Genomic DNA, 20,162 nt, shown 5'->3' with positions numbered 1-20,162 from the left:
TTAGCATGAACGAATGGGAGATGCTATACTAAAAATCATCATTTGACAATTGGAGGAATAACAAAATGGCTATCGTAAAAGCAACTGATCAATCGTTCTCAGCTGAAACAAGTGAAGGTGTCGTATTGGCTGATTTCTGGGCTCCTTGGTGCGGACCTTGTAAAATGATCGCGCCCGTTCTTGAAGAGCTCGATCAAGAAATGGGAGACAAACTGAAAATCGTCAAAATCGACGTGGATGAAAACCAAGAAACTGCCGGTAAATACGGCGTCATGAGCATCCCGACACTTCTCGTATTGAAAGACGGAGAAGTCGTTGAAACATCTGTCGGTTTCAAACCGAAAGAAGCTCTTGAAGAGCTTGTAAACAAACATCTGTAAGCCGAAAGCTTCCGTTACGGCAGGGCGATTCCTTTTAAAGGGAATCGCCTTTTTTGATCTTCCAAAAGCTGAGAATGGAGAAAAACAAATGTTCGTGATACACTGAATGGACACGAGAAATGAATGTAAGGAAGGGTAACGTATGAATAAACAACTGAAAGAAAAGCTGGCCCTCCTTCCCGATCAGCCGGGCTGTTATTTAATGAAAGACCGTCAAAAAACAGTCATCTACGTGGGGAAAGCGAAAGTCTTGAAAAACAGGGTGCGGTCTTATTTCACCGGTTCTCATGACGCAAAAACCCAACGGCTTGTGACGGAGATTGAGGACTTTGAATATATCGTGACTTCCTCCAATCTTGAAGCGCTTATTTTGGAAATGAATCTGATTAAAAAATACGATCCGAAATACAATGTCATGCTGAAAGATGATAAAACCTATCCCTTTATTAAAATCACCCATGAACGCCATCCTCGGCTGATTGTCACTCGGAATGTCAAAAAAGACAAGGGACGCTATTTCGGCCCGTATCCGAATGTGCAGGCGGCGCGGGAAACGAAAAAACTGCTGGACCGCCTTTACCCGCTCAGGAAATGCTCAAAGCTTCCGGACCGCGTCTGTCTTTATTATCATCTCGGACAATGCCTCGCCCCATGTGTAAAGGATATATCTGAGGAGACAAACCGCGAGATTGTTGAAGACATCACCCGTTTTTTAAAGGGAGGGCATAACGAAATCAAAAAAGAGCTCGAAGCGAAAATGGCAGAAGCGGCGGAAAAGCTTGAATTTGAACGGGCTAAAGAATTCCGCGACCAGCTTGCTCACATCGAATCGACGATGGAGAAGCAGAAAATGACCATGAATGACCTTCTGGACCGCGATGTGTTTGCATATGCCTACGATAAAGGCTGGATGTGCGTCCAAGTCTTTTTCATTCGCCAAGGAAAACTGATCGAACGCGACGTCAGCATGTTTCCGATGTATCAGGAAGCGGATGAAGAATTTCTGACCTTCATCGGCCAGTTCTACTCTAAAAACAATCACTTTCTGCCTAAGGAAATTCTGGTGCCTGACAGCGTTGACAGGGACATGATCACCGAGCTGCTGGAAACCGCCGTGCATCAGCCGAAAAAAGGCCCGAAAAAAGAGCTGCTTTTGCTTGCGCACAAAAATGCGAAAATCGCTCTGCGGGAAAAATTCTCGTTAATCGAGCGGGATGAGGAACGGTCAATCGGTGCAGCCGAACGGCTCGGCGAAGCGCTGAATATTTACACGCCGCATCGGATTGAAGCGTTTGACAACTCCAATATTCAAGGCACAAACCCCGTATCGGCCATGATTGTCTTTATTGACGGAAAACCGAATAAAAAGGAATACCGCAAATATAAAATTAAAACCGTAACAGGGCCGGATGATTACGGTTCAATGAGGGAAGTCGTCAGAAGAAGGTACACGAGGGTGCTCCGCGAAAACCTTCCGCTGCCGGATTTAATCATCATTGACGGCGGAAAAGGGCAGATTAACGCGGCGCGCGACGTGCTCGAGAATGAGCTCGGCCTTGATGTACCGGTAGCGGGATTGGCGAAAGATGATAAACACCGAACATCCAACCTTTTGATCGGCGACCCGCTTGAACCGGTGTTTCTGGAGCGGAACAGCCAAGAGTTTTACCTGCTTCAGCGTATTCAGGACGAAGTTCACCGTTTTGCGATCAGCTTTCACAGACAGATCCGGGGAAAAAGCGTCTTTCAATCCGTTCTGGATGATATCCCCGGAATCGGCGAAAAACGCAAAAAAATGCTCTTAAAACATTTCGGATCTGTCAAAAAGATGAAGGAAGCAAGCCTTGACGATATCAAAAAAGCGGGTGTGCCGGCCGCGGCGGCCCAGCTGCTGTTTGAAAAATTAAAAAAATAGTATTGTGCTTTTCTGAAAAATCTGCTAGAATGTGAACTAATTTCATAAGATCGTGTTATATGGTGAAGATAGAGGTGCGAACTTCAATAGTAAGCCTTTGGAGAATGATGGATTCTGCGAAAAAGGCTGAAAGGGGAGCGTCGCCGAAGTGTATCACATCCCATCGGTGTGATTTGCTGGCCTTGCATTAAATAAATGTAAGGCTGTCAAGAATTCATTTTCTTGGAGGGCTATCTCGTTGTTCATAATCAATCGTAATGATATGAAAAAGCAATGAGAGCTATTCCTCTCATTGCTTTTTTTATTGTGGACAAAACGCTCTTTTCTCCTCACCCGCACGAACCAAAATGTAAAGGGTGGTCTAGTATGGGTCTTATCGTACAAAAATTCGGAGGCACTTCCGTCGGCTCTGCCGAAAAAATTCAAAATGCCGCAAATCGCGCCATTGCTGAAAAGCAAAAAGGCCATGATGTCGTAGTCGTCGTTTCGGCAATGGGAAAATCAACCGACGCGCTCGTTAACCTCGCGGCTGAAATCACATCTGAACCAAGCAGACGCGAGATGGATATGCTTTTGTCTACGGGAGAGCAGGTCACGATTTCGCTTTTGGCCATGGCGCTTCAGGAAAAAGGATATGACGCCGTCTCTTATACGGGCTGGCAGGCGGGTGTCCGCACGGAAGCCGTTCACGGTAATGCGAGAATTACGGATATTGATATCACGGCGATTCGTTCGCAGCTTGCAGAAGGCAAAATTACAGTCGTTGCCGGTTTTCAGGGCGTAACGGAAGACGGAGGCATCACGACGCTCGGACGGGGCGGTTCCGATACGACGGCGGTCGCTCTTGCAGCAGCGCTGGAAGCGGATAAATGCGACATTTATACAGATGTTCCGGGCGTATTTACGACAGATCCGCGGTATGTCCGGTCAGCGAGAAAACTGGCGGGAATTTCTTATGATGAAATGCTGGAGCTTGCAAATCTAGGAGCGGGTGTTCTTCACCCGCGGGCGGTTGAGTTCGCGAAAAACTACCAAGTGCCTTTGGAAGTGCGGTCAAGTACGGAACATGAAGCTGGAACATTAATTGAGGAGGAATCATCAATGGAGCAGAATTTAATCGTCAGAGGAATTGCATTTGAAGACCAGATCACGAGGGTGTCCGTTACGGGCCTTGCAAGCGGATTGACAACACTTTCAACAATCTTCACCGCGCTGGCAAAACGAAACATCAACGTTGACATTATTATTCAGACACAGTCGGACGATGGGGAAGCGGATATTTCTTTCTCAGTGAAAACGGAAGATGCCGCGCAAACGGTCGCCGTGCTTGAAGAATATAAAAACGCGCTTGACTATGAAAAAATTGAAACCGAAAGAAAACTGGCGAAAGTCTCCATTGTCGGGTCGGGCATGGTTTCAAATCCCGGCGTCGCCGCGGACATGTTTGCCGTACTGGCGGAAAAAAATGTACAAGTCAAAATGGTGAGCACATCTGAAATAAAAGTATCAGCGGTTGTCAGCGAAAATGATATGGTGAAAGCGGTCGAAGCGCTTCATGATGCGTTTGAGCTTTCTAAACAGCCGTCTGCCGTATAAACGGGCAGGCAAAAAGGCGGGACTTGGAGTCACCGCCTTTTTTCAATTATACAGGGTCCTTCATATCCCATTTTACAGTCAGGACGACTTTATCCGCTCTCTTTTTTACCTGTTCATAAGATTCTGCAATCTGATCGTTCATCAATTGAATCTGTTCGGCTATAAAACCGGCTTCAAGCTGAAAACAAGGCTCTTTCTGATGTTTGAGCCTGCTGGATACGAGCGGTCCTTCCAGTTCGAATTCCAGTTCTTGTTTTTTTGATCCTGCGTTTGTCAAAGTTCCCCAGCCGGCTTTTTCAAAAAAGGCGGGGATTTCTTCCCACGATTGAAGAGGAAATTTGCGGGCGAGGCGTTTTCCCGCCCAATACATCATCGATGAATGCTCCGGGCCGAGGATATCCGGAAGCACGATTTCCCGGATTAATTCGTAGCCGTATGCGCTGACGTCGAGTTCAGTTAAAGGTTCTAAAGCTGCTTCATAATTATTCTTCATATTATGTATTCCCCTCTCTCCTTCGTTTATTATAGCTTAAACATGGGGGAGGATTACAGGATGATCCTATAAAACACGCGAAAAAATGTGAGAAAGATATCGCAGGAAAATAAAATTTTCCCTCCAGATAATCAATTCCGAAAATTATAATTTATGTACACGTTTTCTTGACGCCCTTTTGAGGGAGGAGTAAAATGAAATTGTCAATAAATTTTAATAAAGTGCTTACAATTGAAACGAAGTGGGGGCAGAGATTTTAGTACATTTCGCACTTAAATCAAACAGGGGGTAAAGTAATGTCTGGGAACAGAGAGTTTTATTTTCGAAGATTGCATTCCTTGCTCGGTGTTATTCCGGTCGGCATCTTTTTGATCCAGCATTTAGTCGTCAACCAATTTGCCGCAAGGGGAGCGGATGCGTTTAACAAGGCGGCCGGCTTTATGGACAGTCTGCCGTTCAGGTATGCGTTAGAAATTTTTATTATTTTCTTACCTTTAATTTATCATGCGGTTTACGGTGTGTACATAGCATTTACTGCGAAAAACAACGCTGGCCACTACAGTTATTTCAGAAACTGGATGTTTGTGCTTCAGCGTGTCACTGGTATTCTCACCCTTATTTTCGTCAGCTGGCATGTATGGCAGACGCGGATTGCCGCGCAGATGGGCGCTGAAGTCAACTTCGATATGATGGCGAATATTCTGAGCTCGCCGTTTATGCTCGGTTTTTATATTGTAGGCGTTTTATCGGTCATTTTCCACTTTTCAAACGGCTTATGGTCTTTTGCGGTCACATGGGGGATCACGGTCACGCCGCGTTCTCAAAGAATTTCGACTTACGTGACGCTGATTATATTTTTAGCGCTTTCATACGTAGGTTTAAAAGCGATTTTTGCGTTTGTGTAAGAGAACTAGATTACTAGAGGGAGAGGGGCTATCATGAGTCAATCAAGCATTATCGTAGTCGGCGGGGGTCTTGCCGGCCTCATGGCGACAATTAAAGCAGCGGAATCAGGCACGGCCGTTAAATTGTTTTCCATCGTTCCGGTCAAACGCTCTCACTCGGTCTGCGCGCAGGGCGGGATAAACGGAGCTGTCAACACAAAAGGGGAAGGAGACTCTCCGTTTGAGCATTTTGATGACACGGTATACGGAGGCGACTTTTTGGCAAACCAGCCTCCTGTAAAAGCGATGTGTGAAGCGGCGCCGTCCATTATCCACTTATTGGACCGCATGGGGGTTATGTTTAACAGAACGCCGGAAGGGCTCTTGGACTTCCGCCGTTTCGGGGGTACACAGCATCACAGAACCGCATATGCGGGAGCGACGACGGGTCAGCAGCTTCTTTACGCACTGGACGAGCAGGTGCGCAGATATGAAGTGGCGGGTCTTGTCACAAAATATGAAGGCTGGGAATTCCTCGGCGCGGTTCTTGACGATGAGCGCACGTGCCGCGGTATCGTAGCCCAAAATCTGACCAATATGCAAATCGAGTCATTCCGTTCTGACGCCGTTATTATGGCGACGGGAGGTCCCGGAATCGTATTCGGCAAATCAACAAACAGCATGATCAACACGGGATCTGCCGCATCAATCGTCTATCAGCAGGGCGCTTATTATGCAAACGGCGAATTTATCCAAATTCACCCGACAGCAATCCCGGGGGACGATAAACTGCGTCTGATGAGTGAATCGGCGCGCGGCGAGGGCGGAAGAGTCTGGACGTATAAAGACGGAAAACCTTGGTACTTCCTTGAGGAAAAATATCCGGCTTATGGAAACCTCGTGCCGCGGGATATTGCGACACGTGAAATCTTTGACGTGTGCGTGAATCAGAAACTCGGCATCAACGGTGAAAACATGGTGTATCTCGATCTGTCGCACAAAGATCCGAAAGAGCTTGACGTTAAGCTTGGCGGCATTATCGAAATCTATGAAAAATTCATGGGCGATGACCCGCGCAAGCTTCCGATGAAAATTTTCCCTGCCGTTCACTATTCAATGGGCGGACTGTGGGTTGATTATGATCAGATGACAAGCATCCGCGGACTGTTCGCAGCGGGAGAATGTGATTATTCAATGCACGGAGGAAACCGTTTAGGGGCGAACTCTCTGCTTTCCGCTATCTACGGTGGAATGGTGGCCGGACCGAATGCGGTGAAATATGTTTCCGGACTTGAAACATCAGCGGAAGACCTGTCTTCTTCATTATTTGATTCCTATGTGAAAAAAGAAGAAGAAAAATGGGCCGATATCATGAAGATGGACGGCGACGAAAATGCTTACGTGCTTCACCGTGAGCTCGGAGAATGGATGACGGCCAACGTCACGGTGGTCCGCCACAACGACAAGCTTTTGAAAACGGATGACAAAATCCAAGAGCTGATGGAACGCTTTAAGAAAATCAATATCAACGATACGACAAAATGGAGCAACCAAGGGGCGATGTTCACCCGCCAGTTCTCCAATATGCTTCAGCTTGCCAGAGTCATCACGCTCGGCGCATATAACCGAAATGAAAGCCGGGGAGCGCACTATAAACCGGATTTCCCTGAAAGAAATGACGATGAGTGGCTCAAAACGACGATGGCTAAACATGCCGGTCCGTTTGAAGCTCCGGAATTTGAATATCAGGATGTCGATGTATCACTGATTGCGCCCCGTAAACGCGACTACTCGAAGAAGAAGGTGGCGAAATAATCATGAGTGAGAAAAAGATACGGTTTATCATTACACGTCAGGATACGCCCGAAAGCGCGCCATACGATGAAGAATTCGAAATCAATTACCGCCCGAATCTGAACGTGATTTCCGCCCTGATGGAAATCCGCAGAAACCCCGTGAATGCAAAAGGAGAGAAAACCACTCCGGTCGCATGGGACATGAACTGTCTTGAAGAAGTATGCGGCGCCTGCTCCATGGTCATCAATGGGAGACCTCGCCAGTCATGCACGGCGCTGATTGATAAGCTGGAACAGCCGATCCGTCTGAAGCCGATGAAAACATTCCCGGTTGTCCGTGACCTTCAGGTTGACCGCAGCAGAATGTTTGATTCACTGAAAAAAGTGAAAGCATGGGTGCCGATTGACGGAACTTACGATTTGGGGCCGGGGCCGAGAATGCCGGAAAAACGCCGCCAGTGGGCATATGAATTGTCTAAATGCATGACATGCGGCGTCTGCCTCGAAGCCTGCCCGAACGTCAACAGCAAGTCGAAATTCATGGGGCCTGCCCCGATGTCGCAAGTGCGTCTGTTTAACGCCCATCCGACGGGCGCGATGAACAAAGCAGAACGTTTAGAAGCGTTAATGACAGACGGCGGCCTCGGAGATTGCGGGAATTCACAAAACTGTGTTCAATCCTGCCCGAAAGGCATTCCGCTTACGACTTCAATCGCTGCTTTGAACAGAGATACCAATTTACAAGCATTCCGTAATTTCTTCGGAAGCGACAGAGTATAAGAAAGAGAAAAAGAGCCTCTTCCGCACGGGAGAGGTTTTTTTATAAGGAGCTGAAGGTGATGAAACAACCGCAATATATTGATATCCCGTTTGAAGAATGGAGACAGTCGTTTTCTTTCTTTACTGAAGTATCGGTTCGTTTTTCAGAAACGGATATGTTCGGCCATATGAATAATGTAACCCCTTTCATCTATTTTGAAGAAGCACGGATCGCTTATTTTAAACAGCGAGGCATAACGGCTCAAAACTCGGAAACGATGACGGTCGTCGCAAGCCAGCAGTGTGACTATATGCGTCAGGTGATGCCGTATGAAAATCTGCGGATTTATGTGAAAGCAAGCGCTGCCGGAAATGCGTCCGTCACCCTTCATTACCTTGGAGAAAATGAGTCGGGCCTCCCGTGCTTTACAGGTTCCGTCGTTATGGTTCAAGTGTCGAAGGAAAGCGGCAAAGCGGTCAGCTGGACGGAGCGGGAGAAAGGCATTCTGCTCGCCTGAACGGATAACTATTTCTCTAAGAGACGTCACCTCCGAAGCGCCCTTTACATATGATATCTTGACTATATAAACCCATTCGTTTCAGATTCGCTCTCACCTTAGCAAGGAGGGTTACAATACTTGAAGGAGAAAGATTTTCAATCAAAGCCGCTGCTGACCAAAAGAGAAAGAGAAGTATTCGAATTGCTCGTTCAAGACAAGACAACAAAGGAAATTGCAAGCGAGCTATTTATCAGTGAAAAAACTGTACGGAATCACATTTCAAATGCCATGCAGAAGTTAGGTGTGAAAGGGCGTTCGCAAGCTGTTGTCGAGCTTCTTAGAATGGGTGAGCTAGAGCTCTGATTCTTGCCGGTTTTCCTTCTTTTCGAGAAGGAGCCGGTTATTTGCGTTGGCGCCCGGGCTGATGGGCATGCGGTGAAAATCCCGTTTTTCCTTTTTCTCCGTCAGTCTTGCATTTTCTTAAAAAAAGAAGGAAAATAGACACGGAGCGCATAGCCCAGAAAGATCCTTGAGTGAGGGATGGACAAATGACATCAAAATCTGTAGAGCATGTTGCGGATATCGAAAAATCACTCCGCCATATCGCTGCGATCATTAAACAAAAAGGAAGAGAAATCCTTAACCAATATGCAATTACACCGCCGCAATTCGTGGGGCTTCAATGGCTTTATGAATTAGGGGATATGACAATAGGCGAATTATCAGGCAAAATGTATTTGGCTTGCAGCACGACGACGGATCTGATAGACCGCATGGAAAAAAATAAGCTTGTCGAGCGGGTCAAAGACCCGGCTGACAGACGGGTCGTCAGAATTCATCTTCTCGCTGAAGGAGAGCGCATTATCCAAGAAGTGATTTTGAAAAGACAGGCTTATTTGCGGGATATGTTTGCGACATTTTCCGAAGAAGAAACAGCCGCTTTCGAAAAATCATTATTGAAACTGCAGCATGAAATGAAAAGAAAATGAGGCGATTTTGTTGGAACAGCCGATAGGAGTCATTGATTCCGGGGTTGGCGGGTTAACCGTTGCTAAGGAAATCATGAGACAGCTACCGAAGGAAAATATCATCTATGTGGGAGATACAAAACGCTGCCCGTACGGCCCGCGTCCTGAAGAAGAAGTTCTTCAATACACGTGGGAAATGACCGATTACCTGCTGGAAAACCACCATATCAAAATGCTCGTGATCGCCTGCAATACGGCCACGGCCATTGCCTTGGAGGATATTCAGCGCAAAACGGATATTCCGGTTGTCGGCGTCATTCAGCCGGGTGCGAGAACGGCGATAAAGGTCACGAAAAACCAGCATATCGGTGTCATCGGCACGGTCAATACCATTAAAAGCAGAGCGTATGAGCAGGCGCTGCTCGGGTTAAACGCAGAACTTCAAGTTGAGAACACGGCTTGTCCGCTGCTCGTGCCGTTTGTGGAAAGCGGACGGTTTCTTCAGGAATCAGCGGAGGAAGTGGTTGAAGCATCGCTTGAACCTTTAAAAGGTACATCAATTGACACCTTGATTTTAGGATGTACGCATTATCCGATTTTAAAAGATCCGATTCAGAACTATATGGGAGAGCATGTAAAAATCATTTCCTCCGGAGACGAGACGGCGAGAGAAGTGAGCACCATCTTGTCTTATAAAGGTTTGTTAAACCAATCGAAACATGCACCGGAGCATCAATTTCTTACAACGGGAGAGCGGAACGGCTTCGCAAAAATTGCCGAAGACTGGTTCGGCCACGAAATCGGCCATGTCGAGTGCATCTCCCTTCAAGAGCCGGTCAGAAAATAAATCAAAAAACCCGCTGTTTACGGCGGGTTTTTTTGCGCTTCCCGGTCTATTTCCCGGATAGGGCTCGTATACATCATAGTACAAACAGCCTTAGGAGGGAAAAGTATGCTGAAAAAAGGACCTGCAGTCATTGCTGCAACATGTCTTACTTCGGCTTTTGTGTTATCTGGATGCGGTTTGTTTCAATCCGATAAAACAGCCGGGGAAATTGACCCGCCTCAAGACATTTCATATGTAAAGGATGAAGCGGGAATTCAGGCAAAACCAAAGCAGTCAGAGAAAAACGGCACTTCTAAAGCCGACCAGCCGGCCAATACAGTCATGCGAGAGCTGTATCTGATTGATAAAAACGGCTATGTCGCAGCACAGACACTGCCACTTCCGAACAGTGAGGGAACCGCAAAGCAGGCCCTTGAGTATTTGGTTCAGGGAGGGCCTGTGTCAGAAATCCTGCCGAACGGCTTCAGAGCGGTGCTCCCTGCGGATACGACGGTAAATGTCGATATTAAAAAAGACGGCACTGCTGTCGCTGATTTTTCGAAGGAATTTAAAAACTATAAAAAAGAAGACGAACAAAAAATCCTGCAATCGATTACATGGACGCTTACCCAATTCAGCTCAATAGATAAAGTCAAAATCAGAATCAACGGGCACGAGCTGAAAGAAATGCCTGTGGGCGGCACGCCGATTACGGGCGACTTAAGCAGAAAAGACGGGATTAATATTGAAACGGCCGGAGTGAATGATCTGACAGACACCCACCCGCTGACTGTATATTATCTGGCGGAAACAGAGACGAGCGAATACTACGTGCCTGTCACAAAGCGGATTGACAATTCGGAAACAAATGACATCACCGCTGCCGTTGAACAGCTCGCCGGCGGACCGGGCAAAGCAAGCGGGCTTTTGACGGACTTTAATAACGATGTTAAACTTCTCAGCAAGCCGAAAGTGAAAGACGGCCAGGTTACACTGGACTTTAACAGCTCCATTTACGGAAGCGCCGACGAAAAAACAAAAATGGTATCATCGGGCGTACTGGACAGCATCGTCCTCACGTTAACCGAACAGCCGTCGATCAAAAGTGTTTCTATAAAAGTAAACGGAAAATCAGAACTGGTGAATGAAAAAGGAGAATCCCTTTCAAAACCTGTTTCGAGGCCGTCACAAGTGAATACGGGTAGTTTTTAATTTGCGATTTTTGATATACTAGTAAAAAAGAGGTTAGCGTTCCGGCTGCCTCTTTCTTTATTCACAATCCGGAACAAAAGGTTTATGTACATATAATCGGAGGTAAAATATGAGACACGACGGAAGACAGCACGATGAGCTGCGCCCTATCACATTTGATTTGGATTTTATCACTCACCCGGAAGGCTCTGTTTTAATTACAGCGGGAAATACGAAGGTCATCTGTAATGCATCTGTGGAAGACCGGGTGCCGCCATTTTTACGCGGCGGAGGAAAAGGCTGGATCACCGCGGAATACAGCATGCTTCCCCGCGCGACGAATCAAAGAACGATAAGAGAATCTTCAAAAGGAAAGGTCTCCGGCAGAACGATGGAAATTCAGCGGCTGATCGGGCGCGCGCTCCGGGCCGTCGTTGATTTGGAGAAGCTCGGCGAACGGACGATCTGGATCGACTGTGACGTCATTCAAGCTGACGGCGGAACAAGAACGGCTTCCATTACCGGCGCCTTCTTGGCAATGGCCATTGCGATCGGCAAACTCGTAAAAAGCGGCGTTATCAAAACCTCTCCTGTGACAGATTATCTCGCGGCCATTTCTGTCGGGATGGATAAAGAAGAAGGCCTTCTTTTGGATCTGAATTATGAAGAGGATTCGGCGGCTGAAGTCGACATGAATATCATCATGACGGGAAGCGGACGTTTTGTAGAGCTTCAAGGGACGGGCGAAGAAGCCACATTCTCCCGTGAAGATTTAAACGGACTGTTAAGTCTTGCCGAAAAAGGAATCCAGACGCTTATTCAAAAGCAAAAAGAAGTGCTGGGAGAAACATTGCCTGAACTGAAATAAGAAAGAGAGGCCTGATCACCGTGAAAGAAGCCATTATTGCGACACACAATCAGGGAAAAGTGAAAGAATTCAAGGAAATACTCGAACCGAAAGGCTACAGCGTCTCTTCTTTGGCGGAAATCGGATTTACGGAAGAAATTGAAGAAACCGGACATACCTTTGAAGAAAACGCCATCTTAAAAGCGGAAGCCGTGGCAAAAGCCGTCAACAAAATGGTCATTGCAGACGACTCCGGTTTATCGGTGGACAACCTTGGAGGCAGACCGGGCGTTTATTCAGCCCGTTATGCCGGAGAAGCAAAAGATGATAAGGCGAATATGGACAAGGTGCTGTCAGAATTAAAAGGCATCGAAAAAGAGCAGCGCACGGCCCGTTTCCGCTGCGCCCTTGCCGTCAGCATGCCGGGGCAGGAAACAAAAACGGTCGAAGGTCATGTTGAAGGGTATATTGCGGAAGGACCCGAGGGGGATAACGGGTTCGGCTATGATCCCATTTTTATTGTGAAAGATAAAGATAAAACCATGGCCCAGCTGACAAGCGCTGAGAAAAACAAAATCAGCCACAGGGCTGAGGCGCTCAAGAAATTGTCAAAGCTGCTTGATTCATAAGGGGGAGCGTATGCAATGAAAGTGCTGATAATAAGTGACAGTCACGGCCTTGAAGACGAGCTGGAGACGATTGCAAAGCGGCACGAAGACGAAGCGGATCTGATGATTCATTGCGGTGATTCAGAGCTTGACGCCGCACATCCGGCGCTTACGCCATATCACACGGTAAAAGGCAATTGCGACTTTGGCGGCGGGTTTCAGGATGAACTCCTTCTGGACGCCGGTTCAAAGAAAATTCTGGCCGTTCACGGGCATCTTCACGGCATTAAACAGTCACTTTTAACTGTTTTTTACCGGGCGGAAGAGCTTGGGACGGATATCGTCTGCTTCGGCCATTCACATATTGCCGGGAGTGAAGTGCTCCGGGGCAAGCTTTTGATTAATCCGGGCAGCATCCGTCTTCCGAGAGTCCGCAATGTGAAAAGCTATGCCATTCTTACTCTTACAGAAAGAGAAGGCGCCGTGACATTTTACGACGAAACGGGTCGGGAATTGAAGGACTTGGGGAATACAATCAGTTTTTAACAAGTGATGGGGGAGATTTCATTCTTCCCCATCAAAAGTTTTTAAAAAAATATTGACTTATGATTTGAACCTGTATATAATAAATCTTGTCGCTGATACATAAAGCAAAAGCTGTCCCAGTAGCTCAGCTGGATAGAGCAACGGCCTTCTAAGCCGTCGGTCGGGAGTTCGAATCTCTCCTGGGACGTACAAAAAAAGAGCTGGTGACATCAGAGTGAAAACTGATGCCGCTGGCCTTTTTTATCGGATGACTATATTGTCAATTCGCTGATATCATGGTAAAATGATCAGCAGATATTTGTTTTTCATGTCCCAGTAGCTCAGCCGGATAGAGCAACGGCCTTCTAAGCCGTCGGTCGGGAGTTCGAATCTCTCCTGGGACGTATAAAAAAACCTCAAGCCCTGACAATGGGTTTGAGGTTTTTTTGTACTTTATTTTTTATTTTACGAAACAAAAGTTCCGTATTTGATGAAAATTGTAAAGTAATTTTAATATAAATGAAACTTAACGTAATATTTACCGTAATAAATATATGTATAAAGATACTTAAGGCGCCCTCGAGTGATAAATTATCTAATTTCTATCATACATTTTGTCAATAATCAATAGAAAGACAGCAGGAGGAATTAGCTTTTGAAGTACACATTTGCATATAAAAATCACAATATAGAAACGATCTTTTGCGGAAAAGACGAGCTGTTTGAGGAACTGAAGCAATTTTTAATCACTCAATGCGGTTTAATCATTGTTGAGGTTTCAAGGGCTGATTACTATACGGAGCAGGAAATGAATCAATGGAATGACCGTTATACTTTGTGAATAAGAAAAGAAACCGGCCGTGTGAGACCGGTTTTTGTATCATCTGAATCCGCTTGGAGCGCTGAAGCCCCCGGCATGGCCGCTGAAACCGCCTCCGAGCGCGCCGGGATGTGCCCCGGCGCCGAGGCTTCCGCCGACGTCACTGAAGGTTTGGCCGTAGTACCCGGATGTATAAGGGTATGGGACGAATTGCTGCCCGGCGAATGACAGCGTGCTTTGCGGGGTCTGCTGTCCGTATCCGGATGACGGGAATCCCTGCTGAAAAGAAGGGCCGCCTTGATATGGTGCTGTATGCATCGGGGCCGGAGGATAGTAAGACTGCGGCGGTAAGACCGGTAAAGGCGGAAATCCAGGAGGCAGGCCCTGCATGCCTGATAACATCTTATTCATGACATCACTCATTTCTTACGAGATAAGAACAGTGTATGCGTATATCTGTATAAAGAGCCTGTTCAATCGAACGGAATATCTGACAAGCATGCCGGAAGGACAGAGAAAAATCGTGTAATAAAATGTGACATATTCGTATATGAACGGAAAAATTTCATGTAATCTTGAGAGATTAATAAAAAAATGATAAAAACTTTTAATATTTACAGATCCCTTTGTACCAGTAATGAAAGCGTATACAAAGTAGATTGATTAATCTAAATTGTCTAATAATTATAAAAATGCTGTTGACACTGTCTGCAAACGGGCGTAATATGAGTTCAAACAAAAATAAATAAATGATTCACGCTAAAAAGAAAAATCATAAAACACTGAAAAAACAAACAAAAGAAGGTTCTTTTTTAATAAAAGAGCTGCCATAATAAAAAGCGCAGAAGAGGATAAGTAGCTTTGATGAAGTTTTTCACAGAGAGCCGGTAACGCTGAGAGCCGGTAAAACAAATCAAAGTGAACTCCCCTCAGAGTGCCGGTCTGAAATATGAAGAGTAGGACTCGGCCGAGTGAACGCAATGTTTACTCGTTATCAAAACGGATAATCATTATCCATGAGACGGTCTGCATATGACCGTAAACAAGGGTGGTACCGCGGAGAGCAAAGCCTTTTCGCCCCTTTTGGCTATCGCATGAAATGCTTGGCTGAATGTGGGTGGGAAGGCTTTTTTATTTGCGTCAGCCGGCGCTGCGTTTTATGAATTGGATTTTAGAAGGGAACATTGAAAAGGAGGAACTGAAAATGGGCACAAATGTACAGGCGGATTCTTTGTCTGCCGATTGTACAAAAACAATGAACGGGGCTCTGATGCTGATTGAATCACTAAAGAAAGAAAATGTCGAGATGATCTTCGGCTATCCGGGGGGAGCCGTCCTTCCGATTTACGATAAACTGTATCAATCAGGGCTGGTCCACATCCTGCCCCGCCACGAGCAAGGCGCGATTCACGCGGCAGAAGGGTATGCGCGGATCTCCGGAAAGCCGGGGGTTGTGATTGCAACCTCAGGACCCGGCGCGACAAATTTAGTTACCGGTCTTGCGGATGCGATGATTGATTCACTGCCGCTCGTAGTATTTACCGGGCAGGTGGCCACTTCGGTCATCGGCAGCGACGCTTTCCAGGAAGCCGACATTTTAGGAATTACGATGCCGATTACGAAACACAGCTACCAAGTCCGCCGTCCGGAAGATCTCCCCCGTGTGATTAAAGAGGCTTTTCATATCGCCACGACGGGAAGACCGGGCCCGGTATTAATTGATATACCGAAGGATGTCGCAGCATTTGAAGGGGAATTCAGATATGATCACGAGATCAGCCTTCCGGGTTATCAGCCGGTAAAAGAGCCTAACTATCTGCAGATCCGAAAGCTCGTGGAAGCTGTCAGCAGTGCGAAAAAGCCGGTTATTTTAGCCGGAGCGGGTGTTTTGCACGGTAAAGCTTCAGAAGATTTAAAAAATTATGTCGAACAGCAGCAAATTCCTGTAGCCCACACGCTTCTCGGTCTGGGCGGTTTCCCGGCAGACCATCCTCTATTTCTGGGAATGGCGGGGATGCACGGCACATACACAGCGAACATGGCGCTTTACCACTGTGACTTGTTGATCAGCATCGGAGCGCGGTTCGATGATCGTGTGACCGGAAATCTGAAGCATTTTGCAAAATCGGCCAAAGTAGCGCATATCGATATTGATCCTGCTGAAATCGGAAAAATTATTGAAACGCAGATTCCGGTGGTCGGCGACAGTAAAATCGTCCTTCAGGAATTATTGAAGCAAAACGGAAAACAGGGACAGACAGAGGAATGGAAACAGCAGCTTTCAGAATGGAAAGAAGAATATCCGCTTTGGTATACAGACAACAGAGAAGAGGGCTTGAAACCCCAAAAGCTGATTGAGTATATTCACCAATTCACAAACGGAGAGGCGATTGTGGCGACGGATGTCGGCCAGCACCAGATGTGGGCGGCTCAGTTTTATCCTTTTCGAAAGGCTGATAAGTGGGTGACCTCGGGGGGGCTCGGCACAATGGGCTTCGGCCTTCCGGCGGCTATCGGAGCGCAGCTGGCTGATCGTAACGCCACGGTCGTTGCCATCCTCGGAGACGGCGGTTTTCAGATGACCCTTCAGGAATTAGATGTCATCCGGCAGCTGAATCTTCCTGTCAAAGTGGTTATCTTGAACAACGAATGTCTGGGCATGGTCAGACAGTGGCAGGAAATCTTCTATGAAGAACGCTACTCTGAATCCAAATTCTCGGCGCAGCCTGACTTTGTCAAATTGTCAGAAGCCTACGGCATTAAAGGCGTCCGGATTTCATCGGAAGAAGAGGCGGAAGAAGAGCTTAAAAAGGCGCTTTCATCAAAAGAACCGGTCGTTATTGACGTCCGGGTCGCCAAAAGCGAAAAAGTATTCCCGATGATTGCGCCGGGTAAAGGACTTCATGAAATGGTGGGGGTGAAACCTTGAAACGCATTATCACATTAACGGTGGTCAACCGCTCGGGAGTATTAAACCGGATCACCGGCCTGTTTACAAAAAGACACTATAATATCGAAAGCATCACTGTAGGCCACACGGAAACAAGCGGTGTTTCAAGGATTACATTTGTCGTCCATGTGGAAGGCGAAAATGACGTAGAGCAGCTGACAAAGCAGCTTAACAAACAAATTGACGTCCTGAAAGTGACGGATATTACAAACCAATCGATTGTACAGCGTGAGCTGGCATTAATCAAAGTTGTTTCCGCACCGTCGGCCAGAACGGAAATCAATGGAATCATTGAGCCGTTCAGAGCTTCCGTCGTTGATGTCTCAAGAGACAGCATCGTCGTTCAGGTTACCGGCGAATCTAATAAAATCGAAGCGCTCATAGAGCTTCTCAAACCTTACGGCATTAAAGAAATCGCGAGAACGGGCACAACGGCTTTTGCGAGGGGAACCCAGCAGAAGGCGTCATCCAATAAAACAATTTCAATTGTATAACACAAAAAAGGGAGAGATTAAAATGGTAAAAGTATATTATAACGGTGATATCAAAGAGAACGTATTGGCGGGTAAAAAAGTAGCAATTATCGGTTACGGTTCACAAGGTCATGCACACGCGCTGAACTTAAAAGAAAGCGGAATTGATGTCATTGTCGGCGTCAGACAAGGCAAATCATTTACACAGGCCCAAGAAGACGGTCATAAAGTCTTTTCGGTAAGAGAAGCGGCTGCCCAGGCTGATATCATTATGGTTCTTCTTCCGGATGAACAGCAGCAAAAAGTATATGAAGCTGAAATCAAAGATGAATTGACGGCGGGCAAGTCATTGGTATTCGCACACGGATTTAACGTCCATTTCCATCAGATCGTGCCTCCTGCTGATGTAGATGTCTTCCTTGTCGCTCCTAAAGGGCCGGGACACCTTGTCAGAAGAACATATGAACAAGGCGCAGGCGTACCGGCATTGTTTGCCATCTATCAGGATGTATCAGGCGAAGCGAAAGATACGGCTCTTGCTTATGCAAAAGGAATCGGCGGAGCGCGTGCGGGCGTTCTTGAAACAACATTTAAGGAAGAAACGGAAACGGATTTGTTCGGTGAGCAGGCTGTTCTGTGCGGGGGTTTAACGGCGCTTGTCAAAGCGGGTTTTGAAACGCTGACAGAAGCCGGCTACCAGCCTGAACTCGCATACTTCGAGTGTCTGCACGAACTGAAGCTGATCGTAGACTTGATGTATGAAGAAGGCTTGGCGGGCATGAGATACTCTATCTCCGATACGGCTCAATGGGGAGATTTTGTATCAGGGCCGCGCGTAGTCGATGCAAAGGTAAAAGAATCGATGAAACAAGTATTAACGGATATTCAAAACGGTACATTCGCGAAAGAATGGATCGTGGAAAACCAAGTGAACCGTCCTCGTTTCAATGCGATCAATGCAAGTGAAAACGAGCATCAGATTGAAAAGGTCGGCAGACAGCTTCGTGAAATGATGCCGTTTGTCAAACAAGGCAAAAAGAAGGAAGCGGTGGTCTCCGTTGCGCAAAATTAATGTTTTCGACACGACCCTTCGTGACGGTGAACAATCCCCCGGGGTCAACCTCAATTCCCGGGAGAAACTGGCGATAGCCAAGCAGCTTGAAAGACTCGGGGTGGACATTATTGAAGCGGGATTTCCCGCTTCATCCCGAGGTGATTTTTTAGCCGTGCAGGAAATCGCAAGAACGATTAAAAATTGTTCGGTAACAGGGCTTGCCCGATCTGTCAAAGGTGACATCGACGCAGCCTGGGAAGCGCTGAAAGACGGGGCCAGCCCGCGGATTCACATCTTTATCGCCACCTCTGACATTCATCTGAAGCATAAGCTGAAAATGACGCGGGAAGAGGTTAAGGAAAAAGCGGTTGAAATGGTGAAGTATGCAAAAGAACGCTTTCCGATCGTTCAATGGTCAGCAGAAGACGCATGCCGCACAGAACTTCCGTTTCTGGCTGAAATCGTAGAAAAAGTGATTGATGCCGGCGCGAGCGTCATCAACCTGCCGGACACTGTAGGTTACCTGACGCCGGCTGAATACGGAAACATCTTTAAATATATGAAGGAACACGTTCCGAATATCAGCCGGGTAAAGCTCTCAGCCCATTGCCACGATGATCTCGGAATGGCGGTTGCCAACTCACTTTCGGCAATTGAGAACGGCGCTGATCAAATTGAATGCGCCATTAACGGCATAGGAGAAAGAGCCGGGAACGCCGCACTAGAGGAAATCGCCGTTGCGCTTCATGTCAGAAATGACGCGCATCAAGCCGATTCATCTCTCAATCTTCATGAATTGAAGCGGACGAGTGATCTTGTCAGCAAACTGACGGGCATGGCCGTTCCCCGCAACAAAGCAATCGTCGGAGATAACGCTTTCGCACATGAGTCCGGCATTCACCAAGACGGTTTCCTGAAAGAAAAATCAACATATGAAATCATTTCACCGGAACTTGTGGGCGTGACTGCTGATGCACTTGTACTCGGAAAGCATTCCGGGCGCCACGCGTTCAAAGACCGCCTGAATACGCTTGGATTCCAGTTTGATAGTGATGAAATCAATAAATATTTTACGATGTTTAAAGAACTGACCGAAAAGAAAAAAGAAATCACCGATGATGACTTGATTTCTCTTATTTTAGAAGAAAAAGTGACAGACAAAAAAATCGGCTATGAATTTTTGTCTCTGCAAGTGCATTACGGGACGTCTCAGGTGCCGACTGCAACAGTCTCTTTAAAAAATCAGGAAAACGAACAGCTGATGCAAGAGGCGGCAACGGGGGCGGGCAGCGTAGAAGCCGTTTATAATACGCTCGGGCGCTGCATCGATAAAAATATTGAACTGACAGACTACCGCATCCAATCCAACCGGAAAGGCGAAGACGCGCTGGCTCAGGTTTACGTCAGAGTGACCGTGAACGGAAAAGAATCATCAGGGCGGGGAATCGCGCAGGATGTTCTGGAAGCTTCTGCAAAAGCATATTTGAACGCCGTGAACCGGCAATTGGTGCTGGATTGCAATATAGACGGATTAAAGAGACAGACTGCGGTCGGCTCGTAATAGAAAGGAGAACGTT

General features: G+C 46.9%; 21 protein-coding genes, 2 tRNA genes, 1 riboswitch and 1 other annotated feature. Of the genes, 21 read left to right on the top strand and 2 right to left on the bottom strand.

The features are described from left to right. The first annotated feature begins 65 nt into the window (after positions 1-65). The 3 genes from trxA to SB724_RS08655 all read left to right on the top strand — a co-directional run bounded on the left by trxA (position 66) and on the right by SB724_RS08655 (position 3,891). The gene (gene trxA / locus SB724_RS08665; RefSeq protein WP_003152560.1) at positions 66-380 is read left to right on the top strand and encodes a thioredoxin; all 315 of its coding nucleotides are present in this window, start codon (positions 66-68) and stop codon (positions 378-380) included. Positions 381-522: 142 nt separating this feature from the next. Then, positions 523-2,295 carry an excinuclease ABC subunit UvrC gene (uvrC, locus tag SB724_RS08660; RefSeq protein WP_025285072.1) on the top strand — a complete coding sequence of 591 codons (1,773 nt, stop codon included), beginning with the start codon at positions 523-525 and terminating at the stop codon, positions 2,293-2,295. A gap of 61 nt (positions 2,296-2,356) precedes the next feature. Then, positions 2,357-2,536, top strand: a riboswitch (Lysine riboswitch). 125 nt (positions 2,537-2,661) lie between these two features. Next, positions 2,662-3,891, top strand: coding sequence for an aspartate kinase (locus SB724_RS08655; RefSeq protein ID WP_032873773.1), 1,230 nt, complete (start codon positions 2,662-2,664; stop codon positions 3,889-3,891). A gap of 46 nt (positions 3,892-3,937) precedes the next feature. On the opposite strand, the gene SB724_RS08650 is transcribed toward SB724_RS08655, so the two are convergent. Beyond that, complete coding sequence (locus SB724_RS08650) at positions 3,938-4,384, bottom strand: YslB family protein (RefSeq protein ID WP_007612940.1); 447 nt, start codon at positions 4,382-4,384, stop codon at positions 3,938-3,940. Between the two features lie 296 nt (positions 4,385-4,680). Between SB724_RS08650 and sdhC the strand changes: the two genes are divergently transcribed. The 14 genes from sdhC (at position 4,681) to SB724_RS08580 (ending at position 14,129) form a co-directional block, all read left to right on the top strand. Further along, positions 4,681-5,289 carry a succinate dehydrogenase cytochrome B558 gene (sdhC, locus tag SB724_RS08645; protein ID WP_003152571.1) on the top strand — a complete coding sequence of 203 codons (609 nt, stop codon included), beginning with the start codon at positions 4,681-4,683 and terminating at the stop codon, positions 5,287-5,289. 33 nt (positions 5,290-5,322) lie between these two features. Next, positions 5,323-7,083 (top strand): succinate dehydrogenase flavoprotein subunit, encoded by a 1,761-nt coding sequence (gene sdhA, locus SB724_RS08640; RefSeq protein ID WP_003152573.1) that lies wholly within the window; start codon positions 5,323-5,325, stop codon positions 7,081-7,083. A 2-nt stretch (positions 7,084-7,085) separates the two neighbouring features. Continuing rightward, the gene (sdhB, locus tag SB724_RS08635) at positions 7,086-7,844 is read left to right on the top strand and encodes a succinate dehydrogenase iron-sulfur subunit (protein ID WP_003152575.1); all 759 of its coding nucleotides are present in this window, start codon (positions 7,086-7,088) and stop codon (positions 7,842-7,844) included. Positions 7,845-7,903: 59 nt separating this feature from the next. Continuing rightward, positions 7,904-8,341, top strand: a complete 438-nt coding sequence (locus SB724_RS08630) for an acyl-CoA thioesterase (protein ID WP_310527695.1) — start codon at positions 7,904-7,906, stop codon at positions 8,339-8,341. Between the two features lie 120 nt (positions 8,342-8,461). After that, on the top strand, positions 8,462-8,686 hold the full coding sequence (gene gerE, locus SB724_RS08625) for a spore germination transcription factor GerE (protein WP_003152579.1): 225 nt from the start codon (positions 8,462-8,464) through the stop codon (positions 8,684-8,686). Positions 8,687-8,871: 185 nt separating this feature from the next. Further along, positions 8,872-9,312: a MarR family winged helix-turn-helix transcriptional regulator gene (locus SB724_RS08620; RefSeq protein ID WP_003152580.1), complete on the top strand. Its 441-nt coding sequence runs from the start codon at positions 8,872-8,874 to the stop codon at positions 9,310-9,312. Positions 9,313-9,319: 7 nt separating this feature from the next. Beyond that, a complete protein-coding gene (gene racE, locus SB724_RS08615) occupies positions 9,320-10,138 on the top strand; it encodes a glutamate racemase (protein ID WP_410570785.1) in 819 nt (272 codons plus the stop codon). A 105-nt stretch (positions 10,139-10,243) separates the two neighbouring features. Then, positions 10,244-11,329 carry a GerMN domain-containing protein gene (locus tag SB724_RS08610; protein ID WP_265971155.1) on the top strand — a complete coding sequence of 362 codons (1,086 nt, stop codon included), beginning with the start codon at positions 10,244-10,246 and terminating at the stop codon, positions 11,327-11,329. A 109-nt stretch (positions 11,330-11,438) separates the two neighbouring features. Next, a complete protein-coding gene (gene rph, locus SB724_RS08605) occupies positions 11,439-12,176 on the top strand; it encodes a ribonuclease PH (RefSeq protein ID WP_007612934.1) in 738 nt (245 codons plus the stop codon). Between the two features lie 11 nt (positions 12,177-12,187). Next, positions 12,188-12,784, top strand: a complete 597-nt coding sequence (locus tag SB724_RS08600) for an XTP/dITP diphosphatase (RefSeq protein WP_087920775.1) — start codon at positions 12,188-12,190, stop codon at positions 12,782-12,784. 15 nt (positions 12,785-12,799) lie between these two features. After that, the gene (locus SB724_RS08595; protein WP_410570782.1) at positions 12,800-13,309 is read left to right on the top strand and encodes a YfcE family phosphodiesterase; all 510 of its coding nucleotides are present in this window, start codon (positions 12,800-12,802) and stop codon (positions 13,307-13,309) included. 113 nt (positions 13,310-13,422) lie between these two features. After that, a tRNA-Arg gene (locus SB724_RS08590) sits at positions 13,423-13,496 on the top strand. Positions 13,497-13,618: 122 nt separating this feature from the next. Next, positions 13,619-13,692, top strand: a tRNA-Arg gene (locus SB724_RS08585). A gap of 251 nt (positions 13,693-13,943) precedes the next feature. Then, the gene (locus SB724_RS08580; protein WP_265971156.1) at positions 13,944-14,129 is read left to right on the top strand and encodes a hypothetical protein; all 186 of its coding nucleotides are present in this window, start codon (positions 13,944-13,946) and stop codon (positions 14,127-14,129) included. Positions 14,130-14,168: 39 nt separating this feature from the next. On the opposite strand, the gene SB724_RS08575 is transcribed toward SB724_RS08580, so the two are convergent. Next, positions 14,169-14,519 (bottom strand): hypothetical protein, encoded by a 351-nt coding sequence (locus SB724_RS08575; RefSeq protein WP_020954258.1) that lies wholly within the window; start codon positions 14,517-14,519, stop codon positions 14,169-14,171. 422 nt (positions 14,520-14,941) lie between these two features. Beyond that, positions 14,942-15,193 (top strand) — a binding site (T-box leader). Positions 15,194-15,312: 119 nt separating this feature from the next. Here SB724_RS08575 and ilvB point away from each other — a divergent pair. The 4 genes from ilvB to SB724_RS08555 are packed head-to-tail and all read left to right on the top strand — an operon-like array spanning position 15,313 to position 20,146. Next, entirely contained in the window at positions 15,313-17,037 is a 1,725-nt protein-coding gene (gene ilvB, locus SB724_RS08570) for an acetolactate synthase large subunit (RefSeq protein WP_410570779.1), read from the top strand. Further along, positions 17,034-17,552 carry an acetolactate synthase small subunit gene (gene ilvN / locus SB724_RS08565; RefSeq protein WP_003152598.1) on the top strand — a complete coding sequence of 173 codons (519 nt, stop codon included), beginning with the start codon at positions 17,034-17,036 and terminating at the stop codon, positions 17,550-17,552. The genes ilvB and ilvN overlap by 4 nt, the downstream gene beginning before the upstream one ends. Before the next feature lie 22 nt (positions 17,553-17,574). Then, a complete protein-coding gene (ilvC, locus tag SB724_RS08560) occupies positions 17,575-18,603 on the top strand; it encodes a ketol-acid reductoisomerase (protein WP_003152600.1) in 1,029 nt (342 codons plus the stop codon). After that, complete coding sequence (locus SB724_RS08555; protein WP_007612906.1) at positions 18,590-20,146, top strand: 2-isopropylmalate synthase; 1,557 nt, start codon at positions 18,590-18,592, stop codon at positions 20,144-20,146. Before ilvC ends, SB724_RS08555 begins: the two co-directional genes overlap by 14 nt. Positions 20,147-20,162: the final 16 nt, after the last annotated feature.

The organism is Bacillus sp. SIMBA_031, assembly GCF_046535225.1.
GTDB lineage: Bacteria > Bacillota > Bacilli > Bacillales > Bacillaceae > Bacillus > Bacillus velezensis.
Note: the sequence above shows the minus strand (reverse complement) of the source record. Positions and strands in the feature narration are given on the sequence as shown.